Source organism: Streptomyces sp. TSRI0107, from assembly GCF_001905845.1.
In the GTDB taxonomy this organism is placed as follows: Bacteria; Actinomycetota; Actinomycetes; order Streptomycetales; family Streptomycetaceae; genus Streptomyces.
Genome location: NZ_LIVZ01000003.1, coordinates 437,255 through 458,823, shown reverse-complemented (window position 1 = coordinate 458,823; position 21,569 = coordinate 437,255). Strand labels below are relative to the sequence as shown.

24 protein-coding genes and 1 riboswitch are annotated in these 21,569 nt (G+C 73.2%); of the genes, 11 read left to right on the top strand and 13 right to left on the bottom strand.

All coding sequences use genetic code 11. The features are described 5' to 3' along the window. Positions 1-6: 6 nt before the first annotated feature. From AMK31_RS09000 to AMK31_RS08990, 3 genes are all read right to left on the bottom strand, one after another. Positions 7-1,272, bottom strand: a complete 1,266-nt coding sequence (locus AMK31_RS09000) for a cytochrome P450 (RefSeq protein WP_073939853.1) — start codon at positions 1,270-1,272, stop codon at positions 7-9. A gap of 120 nt (positions 1,273-1,392) precedes the next feature. Beyond that, positions 1,393-2,241, bottom strand: a complete 849-nt coding sequence (locus AMK31_RS08995) for a bifunctional 5,10-methylenetetrahydrofolate dehydrogenase/5,10-methenyltetrahydrofolate cyclohydrolase (protein ID WP_073939852.1) — start codon at positions 2,239-2,241, stop codon at positions 1,393-1,395. Between the two features lie 22 nt (positions 2,242-2,263). After that, a riboswitch (ZMP/ZTP riboswitch) is annotated at positions 2,264-2,349 on the bottom strand. 22 nt (positions 2,350-2,371) lie between these two features. Continuing rightward, positions 2,372-2,737, bottom strand: coding sequence for a nuclear transport factor 2 family protein (locus tag AMK31_RS08990; protein ID WP_073939851.1), 366 nt, complete (start codon positions 2,735-2,737; stop codon positions 2,372-2,374). Between the two features lie 151 nt (positions 2,738-2,888). On the opposite strand from AMK31_RS08990, the gene AMK31_RS08985 reads away from it, so the two are divergent. Then, entirely contained in the window at positions 2,889-3,191 is a 303-nt protein-coding gene (locus AMK31_RS08985) for a hypothetical protein (RefSeq protein ID WP_073939850.1), read from the top strand. Positions 3,192-3,216: 25 nt separating this feature from the next. Here the strand turns inward: AMK31_RS08985 and AMK31_RS08980 are convergent, their stop codons facing one another. Both AMK31_RS08980 and AMK31_RS08975 read right to left on the bottom strand, forming a co-directional pair. Then, the gene (locus AMK31_RS08980) at positions 3,217-4,971 is read right to left on the bottom strand and encodes an ABC transporter ATP-binding protein (RefSeq protein ID WP_073939849.1); all 1,755 of its coding nucleotides are present in this window, start codon (positions 4,969-4,971) and stop codon (positions 3,217-3,219) included. A gap of 249 nt (positions 4,972-5,220) precedes the next feature. Next, positions 5,221-5,607, bottom strand: a complete 387-nt coding sequence (locus AMK31_RS08975; protein WP_079186777.1) for an ArsR/SmtB family transcription factor — start codon at positions 5,605-5,607, stop codon at positions 5,221-5,223. Between the two features lie 86 nt (positions 5,608-5,693). On the opposite strand from AMK31_RS08975, the gene AMK31_RS08970 reads away from it, so the two are divergent. Next, a complete protein-coding gene (locus AMK31_RS08970; protein WP_073939848.1) occupies positions 5,694-6,890 on the top strand; it encodes an MFS transporter in 1,197 nt (398 codons plus the stop codon). Between the two features lie 99 nt (positions 6,891-6,989). On the opposite strand, the gene AMK31_RS08965 is transcribed toward AMK31_RS08970, so the two are convergent. Beyond that, positions 6,990-7,565, bottom strand: coding sequence for a rhodanese-like domain-containing protein (locus AMK31_RS08965; protein ID WP_073939847.1), 576 nt, complete (start codon positions 7,563-7,565; stop codon positions 6,990-6,992). A gap of 73 nt (positions 7,566-7,638) precedes the next feature. Here AMK31_RS08965 and AMK31_RS08960 point away from each other — a divergent pair, with 73 nt between their 5' ends. Continuing rightward, positions 7,639-7,926: a metal-sensitive transcriptional regulator gene (locus AMK31_RS08960; RefSeq protein ID WP_073939846.1), complete on the top strand. Its 288-nt coding sequence runs from the start codon at positions 7,639-7,641 to the stop codon at positions 7,924-7,926. A gap of 6 nt (positions 7,927-7,932) precedes the next feature. Here the strand turns inward: AMK31_RS08960 and AMK31_RS08955 are convergent, their stop codons facing one another. Beyond that, positions 7,933-8,682 carry a sulfite exporter TauE/SafE family protein gene (locus AMK31_RS08955; protein ID WP_073939845.1) on the bottom strand — a complete coding sequence of 250 codons (750 nt, stop codon included), beginning with the start codon at positions 8,680-8,682 and terminating at the stop codon, positions 7,933-7,935. Continuing rightward, positions 8,679-10,076, bottom strand: coding sequence for an MBL fold metallo-hydrolase (locus tag AMK31_RS08950; RefSeq protein ID WP_073939844.1), 1,398 nt, complete (start codon positions 10,074-10,076; stop codon positions 8,679-8,681). Before AMK31_RS08950 ends, AMK31_RS08955 begins: the two co-directional genes overlap by 4 nt. A 309-nt stretch (positions 10,077-10,385) precedes the next feature. Here AMK31_RS08950 and AMK31_RS08945 point away from each other — a divergent pair, with 309 nt between their 5' ends. From AMK31_RS08945 to AMK31_RS08925, 5 genes are all read left to right on the top strand, one after another. Next, positions 10,386-11,474: an S-(hydroxymethyl)mycothiol dehydrogenase gene (locus AMK31_RS08945; protein ID WP_073939843.1), complete on the top strand. Its 1,089-nt coding sequence runs from the start codon at positions 10,386-10,388 to the stop codon at positions 11,472-11,474. Beyond that, on the top strand, positions 11,474-12,109 hold the full coding sequence (locus AMK31_RS08940; protein ID WP_073939842.1) for an MBL fold metallo-hydrolase: 636 nt from the start codon (positions 11,474-11,476) through the stop codon (positions 12,107-12,109). The genes AMK31_RS08945 and AMK31_RS08940 overlap by 1 nt, the downstream gene beginning before the upstream one ends. 124 nt (positions 12,110-12,233) lie before the next feature. Beyond that, positions 12,234-13,151 carry an SDR family oxidoreductase gene (locus AMK31_RS08935; RefSeq protein WP_073939841.1) on the top strand — a complete coding sequence of 306 codons (918 nt, stop codon included), beginning with the start codon at positions 12,234-12,236 and terminating at the stop codon, positions 13,149-13,151. Between the two features lie 101 nt (positions 13,152-13,252). Next, complete coding sequence (locus AMK31_RS08930) at positions 13,253-13,948, top strand: L,D-transpeptidase family protein (RefSeq protein ID WP_073939840.1); 696 nt, start codon at positions 13,253-13,255, stop codon at positions 13,946-13,948. 94 nt (positions 13,949-14,042) lie between these two features. Then, a complete protein-coding gene (locus tag AMK31_RS08925; RefSeq protein ID WP_198948462.1) occupies positions 14,043-14,201 on the top strand; it encodes a hypothetical protein in 159 nt (52 codons plus the stop codon). An 18-nt stretch (positions 14,202-14,219) separates the two neighbouring features. On the opposite strand, the gene AMK31_RS08920 is transcribed toward AMK31_RS08925, so the two are convergent. From AMK31_RS08920 to AMK31_RS08910, 3 genes are all read right to left on the bottom strand, one after another. Then, positions 14,220-15,545: a S1 family peptidase gene (locus AMK31_RS08920; protein WP_073939838.1), complete on the bottom strand. Its 1,326-nt coding sequence runs from the start codon at positions 15,543-15,545 to the stop codon at positions 14,220-14,222. A gap of 120 nt (positions 15,546-15,665) precedes the next feature. After that, a complete protein-coding gene (locus tag AMK31_RS08915) occupies positions 15,666-16,496 on the bottom strand; it encodes an SAM-dependent methyltransferase (protein WP_073939837.1) in 831 nt (276 codons plus the stop codon). Between the two features lie 49 nt (positions 16,497-16,545). Beyond that, the gene (locus AMK31_RS08910) at positions 16,546-17,601 is read right to left on the bottom strand and encodes a DUF3800 domain-containing protein (RefSeq protein ID WP_073940131.1); all 1,056 of its coding nucleotides are present in this window, start codon (positions 17,599-17,601) and stop codon (positions 16,546-16,548) included. 25 nt (positions 17,602-17,626) lie between these two features. Between AMK31_RS08910 and AMK31_RS08905 the strand changes: the two genes are divergently transcribed. Together AMK31_RS08905 and AMK31_RS08900 are read left to right on the top strand one after the other, a co-directional pair. Beyond that, positions 17,627-18,805, top strand: a complete 1,179-nt coding sequence (locus tag AMK31_RS08905) for a MalY/PatB family protein (RefSeq protein ID WP_073939836.1) — start codon at positions 17,627-17,629, stop codon at positions 18,803-18,805. 79 nt (positions 18,806-18,884) lie between these two features. Next, the gene (locus tag AMK31_RS08900) at positions 18,885-19,292 is read left to right on the top strand and encodes a PPOX class F420-dependent oxidoreductase (RefSeq protein ID WP_073939835.1); all 408 of its coding nucleotides are present in this window, start codon (positions 18,885-18,887) and stop codon (positions 19,290-19,292) included. Positions 19,293-19,299: 7 nt separating this feature from the next. On the opposite strand, the gene AMK31_RS08895 is transcribed toward AMK31_RS08900, so the two are convergent. Continuing rightward, on the bottom strand, positions 19,300-19,725 hold the full coding sequence (locus tag AMK31_RS08895) for a Zn-ribbon domain-containing OB-fold protein (protein WP_073939834.1): 426 nt from the start codon (positions 19,723-19,725) through the stop codon (positions 19,300-19,302). Positions 19,726-19,880: 155 nt separating this feature from the next. Further along, the gene (locus AMK31_RS08890) at positions 19,881-20,615 is read right to left on the bottom strand and encodes a TetR family transcriptional regulator (RefSeq protein WP_073939833.1); all 735 of its coding nucleotides are present in this window, start codon (positions 20,613-20,615) and stop codon (positions 19,881-19,883) included. Between the two features lie 127 nt (positions 20,616-20,742). On the opposite strand from AMK31_RS08890, the gene AMK31_RS08885 reads away from it, so the two are divergent. Beyond that, positions 20,743-21,567 (top strand): hypothetical protein, encoded by an 825-nt coding sequence (locus AMK31_RS08885; protein WP_073939832.1) that lies wholly within the window; start codon positions 20,743-20,745, stop codon positions 21,565-21,567. The last annotated feature ends 2 nt before the right edge of the window (positions 21,568-21,569 follow it).

Below are 21,569 nucleotides of genomic sequence, written 5' to 3'. Positions count from 1 at the left end.
GGGCCGTCACGACCGTGTCACCGCGACCCGCAGCGGCGCCCGGAAGGACAGCAGGCCGAGCATCGGAACGTCCGCCGACTCCGCCGGACGCACCCCGGGCAGGCGGCGCGCCGCGGCCCGCAGGGCCACCGCCGCCTCCGTACGCGCCAGGGAGGCGCCCGGGCACCGGTGGCGGCCGACCCCGAAGGCCAGATGATGGCGGACCTCGGCCCGGTGCGGGCACAGCTCCTCCGGTGCGGTGAAGACCTCCGGATCGGAGCCGCTGCCCATCAGCATCAGCAGCACCTGCGCGCCCTCCGGCAGGGTCACCCCGCCCAGTTCGACCGGGCGGGCGGTGATCCTGCGCCACGTCGTCACCGGCGGTTCGCGCCGCAGGACCTCCTCGACCCACGCCTCGGCGAGGCCCGGTTCGCCGGCGAGGCGTGCCCACAGCCCCTCCTCGGCCAGCGCGCGGCGCAGCACGGTCGAGATGAGCTGCCCGGTCGTGGACTGCCCGGCGACGAAGACGAAGAAGCAGGCCCCGACCGCGGTGGCCACGTCGAGCCGCTCCCCGTCGGGCAGCCGGTGCTCTCCGAGGGCCGCGATGAAGGAGCCGGGCCGAGCGGCGCCGTCCCGCACGGTACGGGTCAGCCACTGGTGGAACTCGGCGACGAGCGGCGCCAGTTCCAGCTGGCGTTCCGGCGTGGGCCGGCCCCAGAACAGTTCCAGCGAGGCGTCGCTCCAGCGGATCAGCGTGGCCGCGGGGACGTCGTCGATACCCAGCAGCTCCATCAGCACCCGGCACGGCAGTACCTGCGCGAAGGACGTGAACAGGTCGCCGTCGCCCACGGCGTCGATCCGCTCGGCCGCCGCGGTGAGCAGTTCGTCGGCGACACGCTCGATCACCGGCACGGCGGCGGCCACGCGCCGGGCGTTGAAGAACCGGGTGACGACCCGGCGCAGCCCGGGGTGGCTGGCGGTGCCGTTGTTGGCGAGCGCGGCAGGCAGCCTGAACCCGGCCCGGGCGAGCACCCGCAGCGCGCCGACGGGCAGCGGGGTGACGGCGCGCTGGGCGTTGTCGGGGAGGAAGGCGTCCGGGTCGAGCAGCACCCGGCGGATGTCCTCGTGACGGCTCACCAGCCACAGCCCGGTACGCGGGTCGTGGTGCACCGGAGCGTCGGCGCGCAGCGCGTCCAGCCACGGATACGGGTCGCGGACGAAGCCCTCACCGAAGAGATCGAGCAGGCCGAGGGGCGCAGCGGGGGAGACCGTGTCCGGAGCCGAGAGAGTCACGGCCGGACGCTAACACGTGATCGTCCGGACACCGTCCGTGTGTGCGCGGCATCACTTCCCGCCCACGGGAGGCCGGTTCACCGGGAAGGGAACCGGCCTCCGGAACCGGCCTCCCCGCCGTCACACGCCGAGCTGCCGCCCCGCCGCGTCCACCGTCTGCTCCAGCAATGTGGCGATGGTCATCGGGCCGACCCCGCCGGGCACCGGCGTGATCAGCGAGGCCCGCTCGACGGCCGAGTCGAAGTCCACGTCGCCGACGTTGCCCGCGTTGTACCCGGCGTCGAGCACCACCGCGCCCGGCTTGATGTCCTGGCCCCGGATCAGCTTGGCCCGGCCGACCGCGGCGACCACGATGTCCGCCTCCCGCACCGCCGCCGAGAGGTCCGCGGTGCGCGAGTGGCAGTAGGTGACCGTGGCGTCCCGGGCGAGCAGCAGCATGCCGGCCGGCTTGCCGAGGATGGCGCTGCGGCCGACCACCACGGCCCGCTTCCCGGCCGGGTCGACGCCGTACTCGTCGAGCAGCCGCATGATGCCGCCCGGCGTGCAGGACACGAAGCCCGGCAGGCCGAAGCTCATCGTGGCGAAGGAGGCGAAGGTGACGCCGTCGACGTCCTTCTCCGGCGCGATCGCCTCGAACGCGGCCCGCTCGTCGATGTGGTCGCCCACCGGGTGCTGCAACAGGATGCCGTGCACCGCCGGGTCGGCGGACAGCTCCCGCAGCGTGCCGACCAGTTCCCCGGTGGTCGTGGCGGCGGGCAGGGCGACGTGCCGCGAGGCGATCCCCGCCTTGCGGCACCGGTTCTGCTTCATCCTGACGTACGTGACGGACGCCGGGTCCTCGCCGACCAGCACCGTCGCCAGACACGGGGCCGTGCCCGTGCGGTCGGTGAGGTCGGCCGCGCGCTTCGCGGTCTCCTCCACGATGCGCCGGGCGAGCGCGGTGCCGTCCATGAGCCGGGCCTGAGACATGATCCACTCCTGGGTCGATCGACCGGATCGCCCAGGCGCGCGGCATCGACTCCCATGTGGGCCGCTCCCCGGTGGTACTCCACCTCAGCGCCAGTCACGGCCCCGCACCAGCGTAACCGAGGCCGGAAGGCTACTCGTCCCAGGCCTGGATCATGGTCTGCTCGACGATCTTGCCGTCCCGCAGCGTGACCATCGACTCGGCGAGCACACGCACCCCGTCCGGGTACTCGCAGGACTCGCTGAAGGCGGCGCGGTCGCCCTGGATCACACAGTCCTCCAGCTTGTGCGTCATGTCGCGGTTGTAGACGTCGGTGAGCAGTTCACCGATCTCCTCGCGGCCGTTCAGCGTCCGCGGATGGCTGGGCTGCGTGTTGTGGTCGACCACCCGCAGTCGCGCGTCGTCCGCGTAGAGCGACAGCAGGGCCGACGAGTTGTGTCCTTCGATGCCCCGGCGCAGTGTCTCGGTGTCGAAGCCTGAAGTGGCCGCAGTGCCCATCGTGACCTCCTCACAACGACCCCTTCTACGAGGCTCCTCCGCCCCGTCCGCCCCGGCAAGCGCAGCCGCCCGACTCCGCCCGACTCCGCCTGACGAGTGAGCGCGGCCGGGCGGCCGTGTCCGCGCGACGGCGGCCGGCGTTGCGCAGGACATGATCTCAACACGTCGTATCGTCGCCGCCGTCGGTCTCGCCGCCGGGGTCGCGGGCCTCGCGGCACCGTCGGCGGCCGCGGCCGGGGCGGACGCCCGGGCCGGCAAGCTGAACCCGGTCACCGCGCTCGACTCGCTCGCCGCCGCCGACCTGCCCGCCGAGCACCGGGACGCGCTGCCGCGGCCCTCCGCCCAGCTGGCGGAGCTGAACCAGGTCGGCGAACTGAACCGGCTCAACGAACTGCACCAGCTCACCGACCTGGTCGCGCCGGTGACCGGGCTGCTGCCCGCCATCGAGTACTGACCGGGCGCCGCCGCCCCGGGCCCGCTCAGTCGGCCGAGGCGAGGAACTGCGTGGCCGCCAGCTCCGCGTACAGCGGGTCGGCGGCCACGAGTTCGCGGTGGGTGCCCACCGCGCGGACCCGGCCCGCGTCCATCACCACGATCCGGTCGGCCATCGTCACCGTCGACAGCCGGTGCGCCACCACCAGCACGGTCGTCGACCGGGCCACGTCCGCGACCGTGTCCCGCAGCGCCGCCTCGTTCACCGCGTCCAGCTGCGAGGTCGCCTCGTCCAGGAGCAGCAGGCGCGGGCGCCGCAGCAGTGCCCGGGCGATCGCCACCCGCTGACGCTCGCCGCCGGACAGCTTGGTGCCGCGATGTCCGACCAGGGTGTTCAGGCCGTCCGGCAGCCGGGCGACCAGCCCGTCCAGCCGGGTCGTCTTCAGCACCCGGGTGAGCGTGTCCTCGTCCGTCTCCGGATTGCCCAGCAGCAGGTTGTCCCGCAGCGAGCCGGACAGCACCGGCGCGTCCTGCTCGACGTAGCCGATCGCGGACCGCAGCCGGGACAGCTCCCAGTCGGCGAGGTCCCGGCCGTCCAGGGTGATCGCGCCGGACTCGGGGTCGTAGAACCGCTCGATCAGCGAGAACACGGTGGTCTTGCCCGCGCCGGACGGGCCGACGAACGCGGTCATGCCGCACGGCGGCACGGAGAACGTCACCCCGTGGTGGACGTACGGCAGATCGTCGGCGTAGCGGAAGCGGACGTCGGTGAAGGCGACCGCGGCGGGCTCGGCGTCGGAGGTCGGCAGCGGGGCGGCCGGGGCCTGCGGCTCGGCGGGCAGCCGCAGCGCCTCCTGGATGCGGGTGAGGGCCGCGGCGCCGGTCTGGTACTGGGTGATCGCGCCGACGACCTGCTGGATCGGCGACATCAGATAGAAGACGTACAGCAGGAACGCGACCAGCGTGCCGATGTCGACGGCGCCCGTCGCCACCCGCGCCCCGCCCACCGCCAGCACCGTGATGAAGGCGATCTGCATCGACAGCCCGGCCGTGTTGCCCGCGGCCGCCGTCCACTTGGCGGCGCGCACGCTCTGCCGCCACGACTCCTCGGCGGCCGCGTGCAGCGTCTGCTCCTCGCGGTGCTCGGCGCCGGACGCCTTCACCGTGCGCAGCGCGCCCAGCACCCGCTCCAGCGAGGCACCCATCACGCCGACCGCGTCCTGCGCCTGCCGGCTGGCCCGGTTGATGCGCGGCACGATCACCCCGAGCACCGTGCCCGCGCCGAACACCACGGCGAGCGTGACCCCGAGCAGCACCGGATCGACCAGCCCCATCATCACGACGGTCGCCACCAGGGTGAGCCCGCCGGTGCCGATGCCGACCAGGGAGTCCGTGGTGACCTCGCGCAGCAGGGTGGTGTCCGAGGTGATCCGGGCCATCAGGTCGCCCGGTTCGCTGCGGTCGACGGCGGCGATGCGCAGCCGCAGCAGATACGACGACAGGGCGCGCCGCGCACCGAGCACCACCGACTCGGCGGTGCGCCGCAGCACGTACGAACCGAGCGCGCCCAGCGCCGCGTTGGCGATGACCAGGCCCGTCATCAGCAGCAACGCGCCCGCGATGGCCCGGTCGTGGGCGAGGTCGTCGATCAAGTCCCGTGCGACCAGCGGCAGCAGCAGGCCTGTGGCCCCGGTGACCAGGGAGAGCACCGCGCCGGCCAGCAGGGCCCAGCGGTGCGGTCGTACGTAGCCGAGAAGCAGCCGCCACGGGGGCGGGCCGGTGGGGGTCTCAGCAGGTGTCACGGTGCTCCTTCGCCGTCGCGGCCAGTGGCAACTGAACGTTCAGGCTACGACGGTTGGACCCGGCCCGGGCCCTCCCCCAACGAAACCCGATCTGCACAGCGCTCATGGTTGTCGGCACTCGTACCCTCTCGCAGGGCGACGTCCGGGCGCCATAGGGCGGCATGCACCCCCACGACGTCAGCGAGATCCGGTAGACCGCGATGCCCGCGCCGGAAGGTACCGCTCGACCGCGGCGGTGATTACCGACTGCTACTTGTCGGGGGTGGCGCCCAGGCCGCCGCGAGCGTGACGTCGGGGCCGTGTCAGCGTTCCACGGCCGGGGTGCGTGCGGCGAGCTCCGTTCAGTACGGAGTCGAGCAGGCCAGGGAACAACACGTCCAGGTCGTCACGGCGAAGCCGCACCAGCCGGGATCGGCCCTTGACGGTCGTCCAGGTGACTCCCGCCTCGCGTAGCACCCGGTAGTGGTGGGACAGCGTCGTCTGGTGGATGTCCAGGTCGCCGCCGATGGCATTGCAGCTCTCCTCGCCGGTTACGGCGAGCCGTTGGACGATTTCCAGTCGCACTGGATCGGCCAGTGCACGCAGCACCTCCACCATCCGGATCGCCTCGGTAGCCGGCTGGGACACCTCGCGCATCGCTTCCCTCCGTCCGTGCCAAGCATGGAGCCTATCCACTCATTGATACATGGACAAGCATCCATGTGTTGCCTACAGTGCCGACCATGTTGAAACCACTCCTTCCCCTGGCCCTGGCGACGTTCGCCGTCGGCACCGACGGCTACGTCATCGCGGGCTTGCTCCCCTCCATCGCTGCCGACCTTGCAGTGTCCACCCCGGCTGCCGGCCAGCTGGTGACGGTCTTCGCCTTGACGCTGGCGTTGTCGGCGCCGGTGATGGGGGCCCTCACCGGCGGCCTGGACCGGCGGTCGGCATTGCTGATCGCATTGGCTGTGTTCGTGATCGGCAACGCTGTCACCGCCTTAGGCACCAGTTACGAGGTGGTGATGGCTGCCCGGATCGTCACCGCCGTGGGAGCGGGCATCATCACCTCCGCCGCCTCCAGCACCGCGGCGGCCATCGCCCCGCCGGAACGCCGTGGCCGGGCCCTGGCCTTCGTGCTGGGCGGCCTGACCCTGGCGACCGCGCTGGGACTGCCGCTCGGCACTCTGATCGGGCGCAGCGACTGGCGCATCACCCTGTGGGCCGTCGCCGGGATCGGCCTGCTGGCGATCGTCGGCATCATCGTCGGTCTCCCCGGCGTGACACTCCCCGCCGCCTCGCTGCCCGACCGCCTGCGTCCGCTCAGGCAGGGCCGCGTACCGGCACTGCTGGCAGTCACCTCCCTCGCCTTCCTCGGTGCCTACACCCTCTACACCTACATCGCCCCGGCCCTGCGGGACGCCACTGGCGGCGACGAGTCGCTACTGTCCCTGATCCTGCTGGCCTGGGGCGTCGGCACCCTGGCCGGTAACGTCACCGCCGGACGCCTGGTCGACCGTCACGACTCCGCCCGCGTCCTCACCGGCTCCCTCGCCCTTGCGGCTCTCGTTCTGGCGCTGACCCCGCTGGCGACACGCGCCCCAGCGCCCGCCCTGGTCTGGGCGGCGGTCTGGGGTGTGAGTGTCGGCGTCATCGTCGTCCCGCAGCAGCACCGGCTCATCGCCCTCAGCCCCGCCGCCGCGCCGGTCCTGCTAGGTCTCAACTCCTCCGCGCTCTACATCGGCGTCGCCCTCGGCGGCGGTTTCGGCGGGCTGGCACAGGAGTGGTTCGGGCTTGTTCCGGCCGAACTCGGGCTGGTGGCTGCCGGCGTCACCGTCCTCACCCTCCTGTGGCACCTGGCAACCACGCGTCGCCCCGTCGCGCCCGCGCCCGTGACGCCGGTGCCGGCCTCGGCCGGTCCGGAGAAGTGCAAGGCGTGACTGATCCCTCCTCAAGGTGCCCCCGTGTTGTACCGCGTCGTGCCGTCGGAGCCTGGCAACCTCAACCGATGAACTGATTCGAGCGGTGCCCAACCGCCGCTAGCGTGCGGCGAGTGCCGCCAGGGTGGCGTCGAGGTCGGCGGGGCGCGGCCGGTTGTGGGGGAGCCTGGCGAGCAGGGCGGCCATTCCGCAGGTGTCGGTGAGCGCGGAGAAGACCAGGCCGCCCGCGACGCCGGCGGAGAGCAGCCGCAGGGCCGGGTGCCGCCGTCCGAGGGTCAGGCCCGTCAGGACGAGGGCGCCCGCCGCGCAGCGGACCTGCCGTTCCATCGACCACGTGGAGCGCGCGGGACCGTCGGCGCGCTCCAGGGGATGCCCGCGCTCCGCCCAGCCGTGGGTGCCGCCGGTCAGTGTCGCGGCGTCGACGCCGTGCTCGGCGAGGGTCGCGCAGGCGGTGCGGGAGCGGTTTCCGGAGGCGCAGACCACCAGCAGCGCGCCGCGCGCCTCGCGCAGCACGGGCACGGCCCGGTCCAGCTGGTCCAGGGGGAGGTTGAGGGCGCCGGGGAGGTGACCGGAGGCGTATTCGCCGGGGGTGCGGACGTCGATGACGGTCAGTTCGGCGAGGCGGGCGAGCGCTTCGTCGACGTCGAGGGCGTGCGGGGTACGGGACGTGGACATGGTGAGGTGACTACCTTCCGAGGTATGGCCCGAGGGGGAGTAAAATACCCCCAAGGGTATGTGAGGAGTGGTTGTGGAGTTGCAGTTCGAGGGCGATGACCTCAAGTCGGTGCTGAACCGGCTGCGGCGGGCGCAGGGGCAGATCTCCGGAGTGATCAAGATGATCGAGGAGGGGCGGGACTGCGAGGACGTCGTCACTCAGCTCGCCGCGGCCTCCCGGGCCCTGGACCGCGCCGGTTTCGCGATCATCGCGACCGGTCTCCAGCAGTGCCTGACCGATCCCGGGCGCGGTCAGCGGGAGGGCGAGACCACCCAGCAGATGAAGGCGCGGCTGGAGAAGCTGTTCCTGTCGCTGGCCTGAGCCCGCTCAGAGGACCGTGTCCGCCAGCATGAAGGCGGCCACACCCAGCAGCGCCCAGGCGAAGACCCGCTGGAGTGTGCCCGCCGGGACGCGGGCCGCGAGGCGTCTGCCGTCCCAGGAGCCGAGCACCGCCGCCGCGGCGAACGGGGCGACGGCCGCCCAGTCGACGGTCACCGCCGAATCCGCCCGGGCCGCCAGCGCGACCAGCGCGTTCAGCGTGATCACGAGCAGGCTCGTGCCCACGGCCGCGCGCATCCTGAGCCCGGCCACGTGCACCAGCGCCGGTACGGCGAGAAACCCCCCGCCCACACCCAGCACACCGGTGACCGCGCCCAGCCCGGCCCCGGCGGCGCCGACCCGGCCGGCGCGCACCGCCGCCGCGTCGCCGGACGACGCGGCCGACGGGCGCAGCATCCGCACCGCGGCCAGGGCGGCGACCACGGCGAAGGCGCCGGTCAGCAGCGCCGCCGGCAGCCGCGCGGAGACCACCCCGCCGAGCGCCGCCGGCACCACGCCGGCCGCGGCGAACAGGACGCCCTCCCGCCACCGGACGGTGCCCTGGCGGGCATGCCCGGACAGCGCGGTGGCCGAGGTGAGGGTGACCACGACCAGGCTCGCGGTGGCGGCCGCGGCCGGGGACAGGCCGACCAGATAGATCAGGGCGGGCACGGCCAGCACACTGCCGCCGCCACCCAGGGCGCCCAGCGCGAGACCGGTGAAGGCCCCCGCGACCAGGGCGAGCAGCGCGGCGCTCACGTCGGCGACGACTGCTCGTCGGGTATGCGGGCCGGCGGCAGCCCGGCCGCCCGCGCCGAGTCGAACCCGTCGTCGACGGCGACCACGTCACGCCCCGCCGCGTCGAGGACCGACGCCGCGATCGCCGCTCGCATCCCGCCCGCGCAGTGCACCCACACCGTGCTGTCCTGCGGCACCTCGGCCAGCCGGTCCCGGAGCAGGTGGAGGGGGATGTGCAGCGAGCCCGCGAGGTGTTCCCGGGCCCGTTCCGAGTCCCGCCGCACGTCGAGTACGACGACCGGTGCGGCCTCCTCCGCCGAGGACCGTGCCGCCAGGTCCGCGAAGGTCGCTCTGCGGAACGCGCGCGGCGTCTCACCCGGCCGCAGCCAGTCGGCGGGGGCGCCGGTCGCCGCGGCGGCCGGACGGTCGATGCCGACCCGCACGAGTTCCCGCTGCGCGTCGGCCAGCCGCTCCGGCGAGTCGGCGAGCAGCGTGACGGGCTTGCCCCACGGCAGCAGCCAGGCCAGATAGGTGGCGAGCCGGCCCTCGGCCTCGAAGTTCAGCGCCCCGGCGACATGCCCGGCGGCGAACGCGATCCGGTCCCGCAGGTCGACCACCCACTCCCCGTCGGCCAGCCGCGCCGCGATCTCCTCGGCGTCGGCCCGGCGCGGCGGGGTGAGGTCCACGGGAGCGGGGCCCGCGGCGTTGGCCGGGCCCATGTGCGCGTAATAGGCGGGCACGTCGTCCAGCGCGGCGAGCAGGTCGGCGACGAAGGTGTCGACGTCCTTCACCAGAGCCTCGTTGACGGTGCGCTCCCGGCCGATCGTCGTCCCGTCGCCGGCGGCCGTACCCGCGGAGCAGAAGCTGCCGAAGCCGTGCGTGGGCAGCACCGCGGTGTCGTCCGGCAGCTCGGCGGCGAGCCGGTGCGCGGAGCCGTGCTGGGCGCGCGCCAGCCGCTCGGTCAGCCGGGGCTCCACCAGGTCGGGCCGCCCCACGGTGCCGATCAGCAGCGAACCGCCGGTGAACACCGCCACCGCGCGTCCGCCGTCCTCCAGGACGTACGAGGTGTGGTGCGGGGTGTGGCCGGGCGTGGCGAGGGCGCGCAGCACCAGCCCGTCCTCGATCGGCGTACGGTCCCCGTCGGCGACCGGCACCCGCTCGTAGGCGACCCGCGCCTCCGCGGGCACCAGGTACTCCGCGCCGGTGAGCCGGGCCAGTTCCAGGCCCCCGGTCACATAGTCGTTGTGGACGTGGGTCTCGACGACATGGGTGACGCGTACACCCCGCGCCGCCGCCGCGGTGATCACCCGGTCGACGTCACGCGGCGGATCGATCACGACGGCGCGGTGGGCGCCGCCCGCCAGATAGCCGCGGTTGCCCAGTCCGGGCACGTCGATGGTGTCGACGAAGTACACGGCAGCACTCCTCTCCTGGTGGGAACCCGGATCCCGGTGGCCCGGAGAATTACCCCCGGGGGTATCCGTCGGTCTGTTCACCACCGTAGCAGAAGTACCCCCGGGGGTATCTGAGGCGACGGGCGCGGAACGCGGGCACGGGCGCAGGACGCAGGCGCAGGCGCCCGGGCGGCGTCCCCGGACGTCCCGGCGGCCGTCCCGCCGTGGCCGGAAACCGCTCCACACGCTCGCCGGACGCGCCCTTACCGATCAGTCGGCCGTAGGGTCGTCACAGGTACGGACACCCGCCGACGGAAGGGACCAGGCACCATGGCGCAGGAAGTGCGCGGCGTGATCGCACCGGGCAAGGACGAGCCGGTGCGGGTGGAGACGATCGTCGTACCCGATCCCGGACCGGGCGAGGCCGTGGTGCGCGTGCAGGCCTGCGGGGTCTGCCACACCGACCTGCACTACAAGCAGGGCGGCATCACCGACGAGTTCCCCTTCCTGCTCGGCCACGAGGCCGCCGGCGTGGTGGAGGCGGTCGGCGACGGGGTCACCGAGGTGGCGCCCGGCGACTTCGTCGTCCTCAACTGGCGGGCCGTGTGCGGGCGGTGCCGGGCCTGTCTGCGCGGACGCCCCTGGTACTGCTTCGACACCCACAACGCCGGCCAGAAGATGACCCTCGCCGCCACCGGGCAGGAACTGTCCCCGGCCCTCGGCATCGGCGCCTTCGCCGAGAAGACGCTGGTCGCGGCCGGACAGTGCACCAAGGTCGACCCGGCGGTCGCCCCGCAGGTGGCCGGACTGCTGGGCTGCGGCGTGATGGCCGGCATCGGCGCCGCGATCAACACCGGCAATGTCGGCCGGGGCGACACGGTCGCCGTGATCGGCTGCGGCGGAGTCGGCGACGCGGCGATCGCCGGGTCGCGGCTGGCCGGCGCGGCGCGGATCATCGCCGTCGACATCGACGACCGCAAGCTCGCCACCGCCCGCACCATGGGCGCCACCCACAGCGTCAACTCCCGGGAGACCGACCCGGTCGAGGCGATCCGCGAACTCACCGGCGGCTTCGGCGCCGACGTCGTCATCGAGGCGGTCGGCCGCCCGGAGACCTACACCCAGGCCTTCTACGCCCGCGACCTCGCCGGCACGGTCGTCCTCGTCGGCGTCCCCACCCCGGAGATGAAGCTCGAACTGCCGCTGCTGGACGTCTTCGGCCGCGGCGGCGCGCTGAAATCCTCCTGGTACGGCGACTGTCTGCCCTCCCGGGACTTCCCCATGCTCATCGACCTGCACCTGCAGGGACGCCTGGACCTCGGGGCGTTCGTGACGGAGACCATCGCGCTCGACGAGGTCGAGAAGGCCTTCGAGCGGATGCACCAGGGCGACGTCCTGCGCTCGGTGGTGATGCTGTGATGACGGCCCCCGCCCGCATCGAACGCCTCGTCACCAGCGGCCGGTTCAGCCTCGACGGCGGCACCTGGGACGTCGAGAACAACGTGTGGCTCGTCGGCGACGACCACGAGGTCGTCGTCATCGACGCCGCCCACGACGCCGACGCCATCGCCGAGGCCGTCGGCGACCGCCGGCTGACCGCCATCGTGTGCACCCACGCCCACAACGACCACATCGGCGCGGCGCCCGCCCTCGCCGACCGCACCGGCGCGCTCATCTGGCTGCACCGCGACGACCTGCCGCTGTGGAAGCAGACCCACCCGGAGCGCGAACCCGACGCGTGGCTGCGCGACGGCCTGGTGCTCGAGGCCGCCGGCGCCGATCTGACCGTCCTGCACACCCCGGGGCACGCCCCCGGCGCGATCTGCCTGTACGACCCCGGACTCGGCGCCGTCTTCACCGGCGACACCCTCTTCCAGGGCGGCCCCGGAGCCACCGGCCGCTCGTACTCGCACTTCCCGACCATCATCGACTCCATCCGCGACAAGCTGCTCGGTCTCCCGCCCGAGACGAAGGTCCTCACCGGCCACGGCGACGCCACGACCATCGGCGCGGAGGCCCCGCACCTGGAGGAGTGGATCGCGCGCGGCCACTGAGCGTGGGGCCGCTGGACGGCCCGCGACCGGGTGATCCCGAGCGAAGGCGACGGAAAAGACGACAGAAGACGTCCGGCTTACCAGGCACCCTCGAAGCGACCACGAGGACGACGGAAGGCCCGACATGCCGGAACAGCCACTGAAGGACAAGATCGCCCTGGTCGCCGGGGCGACCCGGGGAGCCGGGCGGGGAATCGCCGTGGAACTCGGGGCGGCCGGCGCCACGGTGTACGTCACCGGGCGCAGCACCCGCGCGCAGCGCTCGGAGTACGACCGCCCCGAGACCATCGAGGACACCGCCGACCTCGTCACCGAGGCCGGCGGCCGGGGCATCGCCGTCCCCACCGACCACCTGGACCCGGCGCAGGTGCGGTCGCTCGTGGACCGCATCGCCGGCGAACAGGGCCGCCTCGACGTCCTGGTCAACGACATCTGGGGCGGCGAGACCCTCTTCGAGTGGGAGACGCCGCTCTGGGAGCACGACCTCGACAACGGGCTGCGGCTGCTCCGCCTGGCGATCGAGACGCACGTCGTCACCAGCCACCACGCCCTGCCGCTCCTGCTGAGGCGGCCCGGCGGCCTGGTCGTCGAGGTGACCGACGGCACCGCCGAGTACAACCGCGACAACTACCGGGTGAACTTCTTCTACGACCTCGCCAAGGCGTCCGTGCTGCGCATGGCCTTCTCCCTCGCCCACGAACTCGGCCCGCGCGGCGCCACCGCCCTCGCCCTCACCCCGGGCTGGCTCCGCTCGGAGCTCATGCTGGAGCACTTCGGGGTCCGCGAGGACAACTGGCGCGACGCCCTCGGCGAGGTCCCGCACTTCGCGATCTCCGAGACCCCGCGCTACGTCGGCCGCGCCGTCGCCGCCCTCGCCGCCGACCCCGGCGTGTCCCGCCACAACGGGGCCTCCCTGTCGAGCGGCGGCCTGGCACGGGAGTACGGCTTCACCGACCTCGACGGCAGCCGCCCCGACGCCTGGCGCTACCTCGTCGAGGTCCAGGACCCGGGCAAGCCGGCGGACACCACCGGCTACCGCTGAGGCGTTCCTCACCCGGTCTCTCCGCAAGCCCGTGCAACCATCCGGGCGCGGCGGCTGTCTACGTGGTCGGAATCCATCGCTGTCGAAGGGCAAGGACGACCATGGGGGACACACGCAGACGAGCCGCCGCCGTCCTGGGAGCCACCGCGCTGGTGGCGCCGCTCACACTCGCGCTCGGCGCCGCTCCGGCGCAGGCCGCGACCTGCACGACACAGACCGGGCCGTACCAGAAGCAGGTGGAGAAGTTCCTCGGCCGGCCGGTCGACGGGCGGCAGTCCGCCGCCGACTGCAAGGCGATCCAGGCCTTCCAGACCAAGCACGGCATCCAGCCGAACGCCGGCTACGCGGGTCCGGTCACCTGGGGCGTCATGGACCTCATGACCAAGCAGAAGGCCGTCGGGAACAAACCCAACAAGGACGGCAAGTGCCCGGTGAACAAGGGCCGCATCGCCTGTGTGAACCTCACCCTCCAGCTGAGCTGGATCCAGGACGGCAGCAAACTCGTGTACGGCCCCGTGCCCGTCCGCACCGGCCGTGACGGCTACGAGACGCGCACCGGCCTGAAGAAGATCTACTGGCGCAACATCGACCACGTCTCGTCCATCTACGACGTGCCGATGCCCTACGCCCAGTTCTTCGACGGCGGCCAGGCCTTCCACTCGGTCGGCGTCAGCATGTGGAACCCGCCGGGTTCGCACGGCTGCGTCAACATGACCAAGACCGACGCGAAGAAGTACTGGTCGCTGCTGAAGAACGGCGACGACGTCTACGTGTACGGCCGCAAGCCGGGCACCTGACCGGAGGGGAGTGATCAGCGACACGGTCCGGAATGCCGTGTTTGTTCCTGTTCACTCACAGGGTCTTCACGTCAGGCACCGTATGCTTCACAGCATGTCCACCACTGTTGAAACCGCCTCCGAGCGATCGGCCGCGGAGATCAACGAGGAGATCCGGGCCCTGTGGCGCCGGGCGGGCGGGACACTGAACACCGAGCAGCGCGAGGAATACCAGCGGCTCGTGATGGAGTGGGCCGACCGCGCCTCGGCCTGACCCACCCCCCTCCTCGGATCATCCCCAGGTCGCCGAGTACTGGCGCTGGTAGGCCTTGCGGTCCTGCTCCGTGCGGATCCACCGCGTGGCCACCAGCGCGACCAGGCTCCCCGCGACGATCAGCAGGCCCGGACCGACGTTCTGCGGGTCCGCCAGCCGCGCGTACAGGGACGGGCCCTCCCCGCCGCCCGCCGCCGGAGCCGGAGCGCCGGGATCGATCGCGTTCTGCGCCGCGGAGCCCGACGACCCCGCCGACTCCCCGCCGACCGCCCCCTCGGCGGTGATCAGCCGCACATCGAGCGCGGTCAGCGCCTTGGTCAGCGGCTGGAAGAACGTCGTACCCCCGGTGCGGCAGTCCCCGCTGCCCCCCGAGGTGACCCCGAAGGCGACCCCTTCGGCGAACAGCGGTCCGCCGCTGTCCCCGGGCTCGGCGCACACGTCCGTCTCGATCAGGCCGGTGACCGTGCCCTCGGGATAGTTCACCGTCGCGTCCAGCGCGGTGACCCGCCCGTCGCGCAGCCCGGTGGTGGCGCCGCTGCGGAACACCCGCTGTCCGACGGCCGGATCGGCCACCCCGGTGATCCGCACACCCCGCCCGCCGCCGACCGCCACCACGTCGGCACCCTCGCCCGCCCGGCCGCCCGCGTACCGCACCAGCGAGTAGTCGGCGCCCGGAAAGCTCCCGGCGACCGTCCGCCCCACCTCCCGGGTCCCCTCGCCGTCGGCGAACCAGACGGACCCGGTGGGCCCGCAGTGCCCGGCGGTGAGGATGAAGTCACGCCGGCCGTCGGTCACGTTGAAGCCCGCCGAGCAGCGCCCGCCGGTCGACAGGATGGGCTGGGCCCCGTTCAGCCTGGTGGTGAACGTGCCCGTGGTGCGTTCCATGCGGACGAAGCCGCCGATGTCCGCCGCGAGCTCGGTGAGGCGGGCCCAGTCGGCGGCGGAGACGGTGCGGTCGGCCCGTACCACCACCTCGTTCTTCCGGTAGTCCACCGTCCAGGCCGTGCCGGGCACCCGCGGCGCCGAACGCAGCGCCGCCGTGGCCGACTTCAGCTCGCTCAGACTGTGCGGCACCACCTTCGCCGCGGCGCCCGCCCGGCGCACCTCGGCGGCCGTGTCCCGGTCGGTGACCGCGACCACCGGACGTCCGTCGGCACCGATCCAGCTGCCCGCCGTACGCTCCGCCCCGAGCCGGGTCACGAGGTCCGCGCCGGTGACCGGCGCGGAGTCCTTCGGCGGCGGGCTCGCCACGGCCTGGGTGACCATCGTCGCCCCGAGCAGCAGGCCGCCGACGGCCGCCAGCCGGGTGACGCGCCGGACGATCCGTCGTCGTACGTGCCTCATGCATGGCTCCCGAACCCCGAATGCGCGGTGGCGACACCGCGGGGGCCTCCGGCAGTCGAGTGCCCTCCTTCGCATACGTGCCGGGAGCCGGACGCGTTCACCCCCGGGCGGGGGCCGGCGTCACTTCTTGCGGGCCACCCCGCCGAACATCGCGACCTCTTCCGGCTCGGTCCCGTCCGCGTCCCGCGGGCGCCAGCGCGAGCAGGACACGACGCCGGGCTCCAGCAGCTCCAGACCGTCGAAGAAGCGGGTCACGGCCTCGGGCGTGCGCTGGGTCAGCTTCGGGGTGCCGTGCTCGTTCCAGAACTTCACGGCCTCGTCCACGTCCGGCATCGACGGCGAGGTGATGGTGTGCGACAGCACCAGGTGACTGCCCGACGGCAGCCGGTCGACCAGCCGCCGCACCAGGCCGTACGGGTCCTCGTCGTCGCCGATGAAGATGACCACGCCCAGCAGGATCAGCGCCACCGGCTCGCTGAAGTCCAGGGTCTTCGCGGCGTGTTCGAGGATCGCGTCCACGTTGCGCAGATCCTCGTCCAGGTAGGCGGTACGGCCCTCCGGCGTGCTGGTGAGCAGCGCGCGGGCGTGGGCGAGGACCAGCGGGTCGTTGTCGACGTAGACGATCCGCGCGTCCGGGGCGAGGCGCTGGGCGACCTCGTGGGTGTTGTCGGCGGTCGGCAGGCCGGTGCCGATGTCCAGGAACTGACGGATGCCCACCTCCTCGACGAGATGCCGCACGGCACGCCCCAGGAACAGCCGGTCCGCCCGCGCGTACTCGCCGATGCCCGGGTGCAGTTGACGGATCTGGTCACCGGCCGCCCGGTCGACCTCGTAGTTGTCCTTGCCGCCCAGCCAGTAGTTCCAGATCCGGGCCGTGTGCGGCTGGGAGGTGTTGATGCGCTCGCGCAGGGAATCGGCCACGCCGTCCGTGGCGGTCGGGTTCTCGGTCACGGGGTCAGCTCCTGGGATGCCGGAATGCGGTGGGGTGTCAAGGAGCAATCTAGACCGATGAGTTGATCTTTGCCGACCCTCCGGCGATTTCGGCCCCTTCGCCGTCCGCCCCGGCCGCGCCCACCGGCGCGAGCCGCGCCCAGCTGCGCGCGTCACCCCACACCGAACGCGGGTCGACGTACGGCCTGAGCAGCGTCGTCAGCGCCGGGTCGGCCCGCTCCTCCAGCTCGTCGGAGGCGATCCTGCGGGCGATGCCGGCGAGGAAGTCGGCGAGTTGCACGCGCGCGTCCAGCCGTGAGTCGACCAGCCGCACCCCGGCCAGCCCGACCCCGGCACGCCGGGCGGCCGCCTCGATCCAGGCGAGACGGTCCGGCGTCAGCGTGTTCTGCTCGTCGTGGACCAGCCGCACCGCCCGTCCGCCCGCGCTCCAGTGCGCGGCCGTCCCGACGATGGCCGGCAGCAGCGGGTTGAGCACCGGGATCGGCGCCCGGCTGTCCAGGCAGCGCGCCCGGTACGCCTCGGCCCGGGGCCGGGCCGCCGCGAGCCGCCCCACGATCGCCGTCGCCTCCGACCGCCCGGCGTCCGCCGTGCGCAGGGCCGCGACCGCGCGGAAGAAGGCCTCCACGGGCGCGCCCGGCTCGCCGTCGTTGCGGACCCGCAGCAGCCGGTTGGCCGCCGCCAGGAACTCCCGCCACCGCTCCTCACCGAAGACGGACCGGCCGTCGCGGAACAGTGTCACGGCCGCCGCGGGATCGCCGAGCAGCAGATCCACGGCCCGGTCGACTACGAAGAACGCCTTCTGCGTCAGATGCACGTGCGCGTGCCCCAGCAGCGGCCCCGAGGGCGCCAGCAGCCACTCCAGCACCGCCCGGTGCTTCTCCCGCAGCAGATGGTTCGCCTTGTACTCCTCGGCGGGCGAGCCGACGCGGTCCCGGATCTCCCGTACGTACGCGGCCGCCGCCTCCCTCGGCAGCCGCACACCGGCGTGCGCGAAGACATCGGTGTTGCCGCCGGTCAGGTTCTCCCCGTCCGAGCCCGACTCGTCGCAGCCCACCTCGATCACCGGGCCCGCCCGGGTCGCCCCGTCCGCATGATTCCCGCTCACCGCACAGCCGCCTATCTTGTGCCCCATGACCAGCATCCCGCACGAGACGACCGGCGAACCGAATCCGCTGCGCGCCCTCGGCCTGGACCGGCTGCGCCGCCGTACCAGCATGAAATGGCGCACCTATCCCGAGGACGTGCTGCCGGTGTGGGTGGCCGAGATGGACGTCCCGCTGGCCGAGCCGGTGGTCCGGGCGGTCACCGACGCCCTCGCGCTCGGCGACACCGGCTACGCGGCGGGCACCGACTACGCCGAGGCGCTGGCCGGGTTCGCGGCCGAGCGATGGGGCTGGGACGGGCTCGCCGTGGAGCGGACCGCGATCGTGCCCGACGTGATGCTGGGCGTCGTCGAGATGCTGAAGCTGGTGACCGGGCCCGGCGACACGGTGGTGGTCAACCCGCCGGTGTATCCGCCGTTCTTCCAGTTCGTCACCCACATGGACCGGAAGGTGGCCGAGTCTCCGCTCGGCGCCGACCTGCGGATCGACCTCGCCGGGCTGGAGGACGCCTTCCGGGAAGCGGCCGCGGGCGGCCGCCGGGCCGCCTACCTGCTGTGCAGCCCGCACAACCCCACCGGCACCGTGCACACCGCCGAGGAGCTGTCCGCCGTCGCCGCCCTCGCCGAGCGGTACGGGGTGCGGGGCGTCGCCGACGAGATCCACGCGCCGCTGGTCCTCGGCGGCACCGCCTTCGTGCCGTACCTGAGCGTGCCGGGTGCCGAGCGCGGTCTGTCGCTGATGTCCGCGTCCAAGGCCTGGAACCTCGCCGGCCTCAAGGCCGCCGTCGCCGTCGCGGGGCCCGGCGCGGCCGCCGACCTGGCCCGGCTGCCGGAGGAGGTCGGTCACGGAGCCAGTCACGTCGGCGTCGTCGCCCACACGGCCGCGCTGCGCGACGGGACGGCCTGGCTGGACGCCCTGCTGGCCGGCCTCGACGACAACCGGCGCCTGCTCGCCGGGCTGCTGGCCGGGCACCTGCCCGCGATCGGCCACCGCCCGGGCGACGCCACCTACCTGGCCTGGCTCGACTGCCGCGCCCTCGGCCTCGGCGACGACCCGGCGGACGTCTTCCTGCGGCGCGGGCGCGTCGCCCTGAACTCCGGGCTCCCCTTCGGCACGGGCGGCGCCGGGCACGCCCGGCTCAACCTGGCCACCCCGCCCGAGGTGATCATCGAGGCGGTGCGGCGGATGGCACGGGCGGCGGGGTGAGCAACCCTGCGGGGGAGCGAGCGACCGCGCGGGGGAGACGGGGTGAGCAACCCGTGCGGGGTGTGCCTAGACTCCCGTCATGGACGAGACGACCCCGACGACCCGGCTCGGTGCGGGCAAGTATCTGCTGATCACCAGCTACCGCAGGAACGGCACCGGCGTCGACACCCCGGTGTGGGTGGTGGAGGACGACGGGGCCCTCGGCGCCTGGACGGTCGCCGACTCCTGGAAGGTGAAGCGGATCCGCAACAACGCGCGGGTCCGGGTCGCCCCCTGCGACGTGCGCGGCAACCGCACCGGCGACGCGGTCGAGGCCACCGCGGAGATCTGCGACGCGGCCACCACCGCCCGCTACCGCGCGCTCATCGCCCGCAAGTACGGCGTCCTCGGCCGGCTCACCCTGCTCGGCAGCCGGCTGCGGCGCGGCACGGACGGGACGGTCGGCATCCGCATCCGTCTGGAGCCGGCCGGCGGGCAGACCGGGTGACGTCCGGTCAGCTCCAGGCGCGGTAGGGCTCGTCGACCAGCTGGAAGACGGGCTCGCCGCGGACCGGGTCCTTGGCGGTGGACAGCCGCACCCGGTCGCCGCTGTGGATGCCGATCGGCGGGCCCATGACCCGGCCGCGGACCACGAATCCCTCCGCCATCTCTATCAGCGACACATTGCGCGCGGCCGGGGTGTTGCGGTGCACCACCGTGGAGTGCCGGACCGTGCCGATGCCCTCACTGCGCTCGGTGCGCAGGTCGCTGCCCTGGCACACCGGACACAGCAGCCGGTGGTACATCGCGGTGCCGCACCAGGTGCAGCGCTGGAAGAGGATGGACTCGTCGTCGGCCGACGCGCGGTCGATCCGGGGTTCGAGGACGCCCGCCGCGGAGCCGGCTGCCTGCTGAGCGGCGCTTCCTGAGTGGTGGTACACGCTGGTCAACTCCCTGCGCTGGGCCGGAAATCCCGCGTGCGCGGCTCACCGTGCACGCCTGTGCGCGGCTCGTCGTGCCACCGTGCACGCCGACAGGTTATGGCACTGAGTGCCATGAGTAAAGGCACTCCGTACCCCCAATTTTCGGCTCGTGTTCAGGTCCGGCCGAGCGTGGTCTCGATCTCCTGCACCACCCGCCACAACGGTGCCCCGCGCCGCGAGACGACCACCACCACGTCCTCGGGGCGCTCCTCGGCGGGCTCCGGAGGCGCGGCGCCGAAGGCCGACTGCACATACCGCAGCGCGTGGTCCACGGTCGTGCCCGCGTCGCCCTGCCCGTCCGAGCGCAGCCAGGAGCGCAGCGCGTTGTTGTGCGCCGCGACGACCGCCGCCGCGATCACGTCGGCGCGCAGCGTGCCGTCGGGCCGGCCGGCGAACCGCCCGCGCAGGTACTCGGCGAGGGCGCGCTCGTAGCGCCAGACCACCGACAGCTCGTAGGCGCGCAGTCCGGGCACCTTCTTGGTGAGCCGGTAGCGCTGCACGGAGAAGGCGGGGTTCTCGGCGTACATCCCCAGCACAAGCCGGGCGGCGTCGCAGACCCGGCGCACCGGCTCCTCGTCGCCCTCGCCGGCCGCGAGGAACGCCGTCATGTCGGCCAGACAGCGCTCGTGGTCGGGGAAGACCACGTCCTCCTTGGACGGGAAGTAGCGGAAGAACGACCGCCGCCCCACCCCGGCCAGCGCCACGATGTCGTCGACGGTGGTCTGCTCGTACCCCCGCTCCAGGAACAGCCGGAAGGCCGCGGCGACCAGGGCGTCCCGCATGGGGGGCTTCGCGCCCGCCGGCCGCGCCCGCTCGTCGCGCCCGGGCGTCGCACTGCTGGAGCTCATGCACGCGAACGTAGCACGCCGGATGGCACTCAGTGCTGCGCTCCGAGGGAACTCAGTACCTCGCACGCGCGTCCGCGTACCCTGACCGCACCCGGCCCCACCGCCCCGCCCCCGCCCAGGAGACCGCATGCCCCGCCCCCGCCTGCTCTATGTCACCGACCTGGCCTATCCGGCGCGCGGGCGGCGCTACTGCGACGAGGACATCGAGCTGACCTCCCGGCTGCGCGCGGAGTTCGACCTCGCCCTGTGCCATCCGCGGGACGCGGTCGCGCTGATGGACGCCTTCGACGCCGTCGTGGTCCGCAACAGCGGGCCCGTCCTCGGATACCGGGACGCCTACGACGCCTTCCGCGCGCACGCGCTGCGCACCGGGGCGCGGGTCTACAACCAGCTGACCGGCCGCGCGGACATGGCCGGCAAGCAGTATCTGCCCGACCTGAGCGCGGCGGGCTTCCCCGTCGTCCCGACCGTGGACCGCGCCGCCGACCTGGAGCGGCTGCCGCGCGCCGAGCGCTACGTGGTCAAGCCCAAGCTCGGCGCCGACTCGATAGGCCTGCGGGTGGTGTCCGGCGACGCGCTGCCCGGCCTCGCCGACGGCACCGTCCTCGTCCAGCCCTACGTCGACTTCGCCTACGAGGTCTCCTTCTACTACGTCGACCACGACTTCCAGTACGCCCTGTACGCCCCGGACCCCGGCCGGCGCTGGGACCTCCAGCCGTACGAACCCACCCCGGACGACCTGGAGTTCGCCCGGCGCTTCATCGACTGGAACACCGTCGGACACGGCATCCAGCGGGTCGACGCCTGCCGGGCACCCGGCGGGGAACTGCTGCTGGTCGAGCTGGAGGACCTCAACCCCTACCTCTCCCTCGACGTCCTCCCGCAGGACCGCAGGGACGCGTTCGTCGCCGCCCTCACGGCCTCCCTGCACCGGTTCCTCGCCGCCGCCTGACG

Coding starts and splice junctions, on each gene's coding strand:
- AMK31_RS08930 (WP_073939840.1), top strand. CDS start 13,253: ATGGGGGACACACGCAGACGAGCCGCCGCCGTCCTGGGAGCCACCGCG.
- AMK31_RS08900 (WP_073939835.1), top strand. CDS start 18,885: ATGGACGAGACGACCCCGACGACCCGGCTCGGTGCGGGCAAGTATCTG.
- AMK31_RS08890 (WP_073939833.1), bottom strand. CDS start 20,615: ATGAGCTCCAGCAGTGCGACGCCCGGGCGCGACGAGCGGGCGCGGCCG.
- AMK31_RS08990 (WP_073939851.1), bottom strand. CDS start 2,737: ATGGGCACTGCGGCCACTTCAGGCTTCGACACCGAGACACTGCGCCGG.
- AMK31_RS08945 (WP_073939843.1), top strand. CDS start 10,386: ATGGCGCAGGAAGTGCGCGGCGTGATCGCACCGGGCAAGGACGAGCCG.
- AMK31_RS08940 (WP_073939842.1), top strand. CDS start 11,474: ATGACGGCCCCCGCCCGCATCGAACGCCTCGTCACCAGCGGCCGGTTC.
- AMK31_RS08985 (WP_073939850.1), top strand. CDS start 2,889: ATGATCTCAACACGTCGTATCGTCGCCGCCGTCGGTCTCGCCGCCGGG.
- AMK31_RS08970 (WP_073939848.1), top strand. CDS start 5,694: ATGTTGAAACCACTCCTTCCCCTGGCCCTGGCGACGTTCGCCGTCGGC.
- AMK31_RS08885 (WP_073939832.1), top strand. CDS start 20,743: ATGCCCCGCCCCCGCCTGCTCTATGTCACCGACCTGGCCTATCCGGCG.
- AMK31_RS08995 (WP_073939852.1), bottom strand. CDS start 2,241: ATGTCTCAGGCCCGGCTCATGGACGGCACCGCGCTCGCCCGGCGCATC.
- AMK31_RS08925 (WP_198948462.1), top strand. CDS start 14,043: ATGTCCACCACTGTTGAAACCGCCTCCGAGCGATCGGCCGCGGAGATC.
- AMK31_RS08905 (WP_073939836.1), top strand. CDS start 17,627: ATGACCAGCATCCCGCACGAGACGACCGGCGAACCGAATCCGCTGCGC.
- AMK31_RS08920 (WP_073939838.1), bottom strand. CDS start 15,545: ATGAGGCACGTACGACGACGGATCGTCCGGCGCGTCACCCGGCTGGCG.
- AMK31_RS08965 (WP_073939847.1), bottom strand. CDS start 7,565: ATGTCCACGTCCCGTACCCCGCACGCCCTCGACGTCGACGAAGCGCTC.
- AMK31_RS08975 (WP_079186777.1), bottom strand. CDS start 5,607: ATGCGCGAGGTGTCCCAGCCGGCTACCGAGGCGATCCGGATGGTGGAG.
- AMK31_RS08935 (WP_073939841.1), top strand. CDS start 12,234: ATGCCGGAACAGCCACTGAAGGACAAGATCGCCCTGGTCGCCGGGGCG.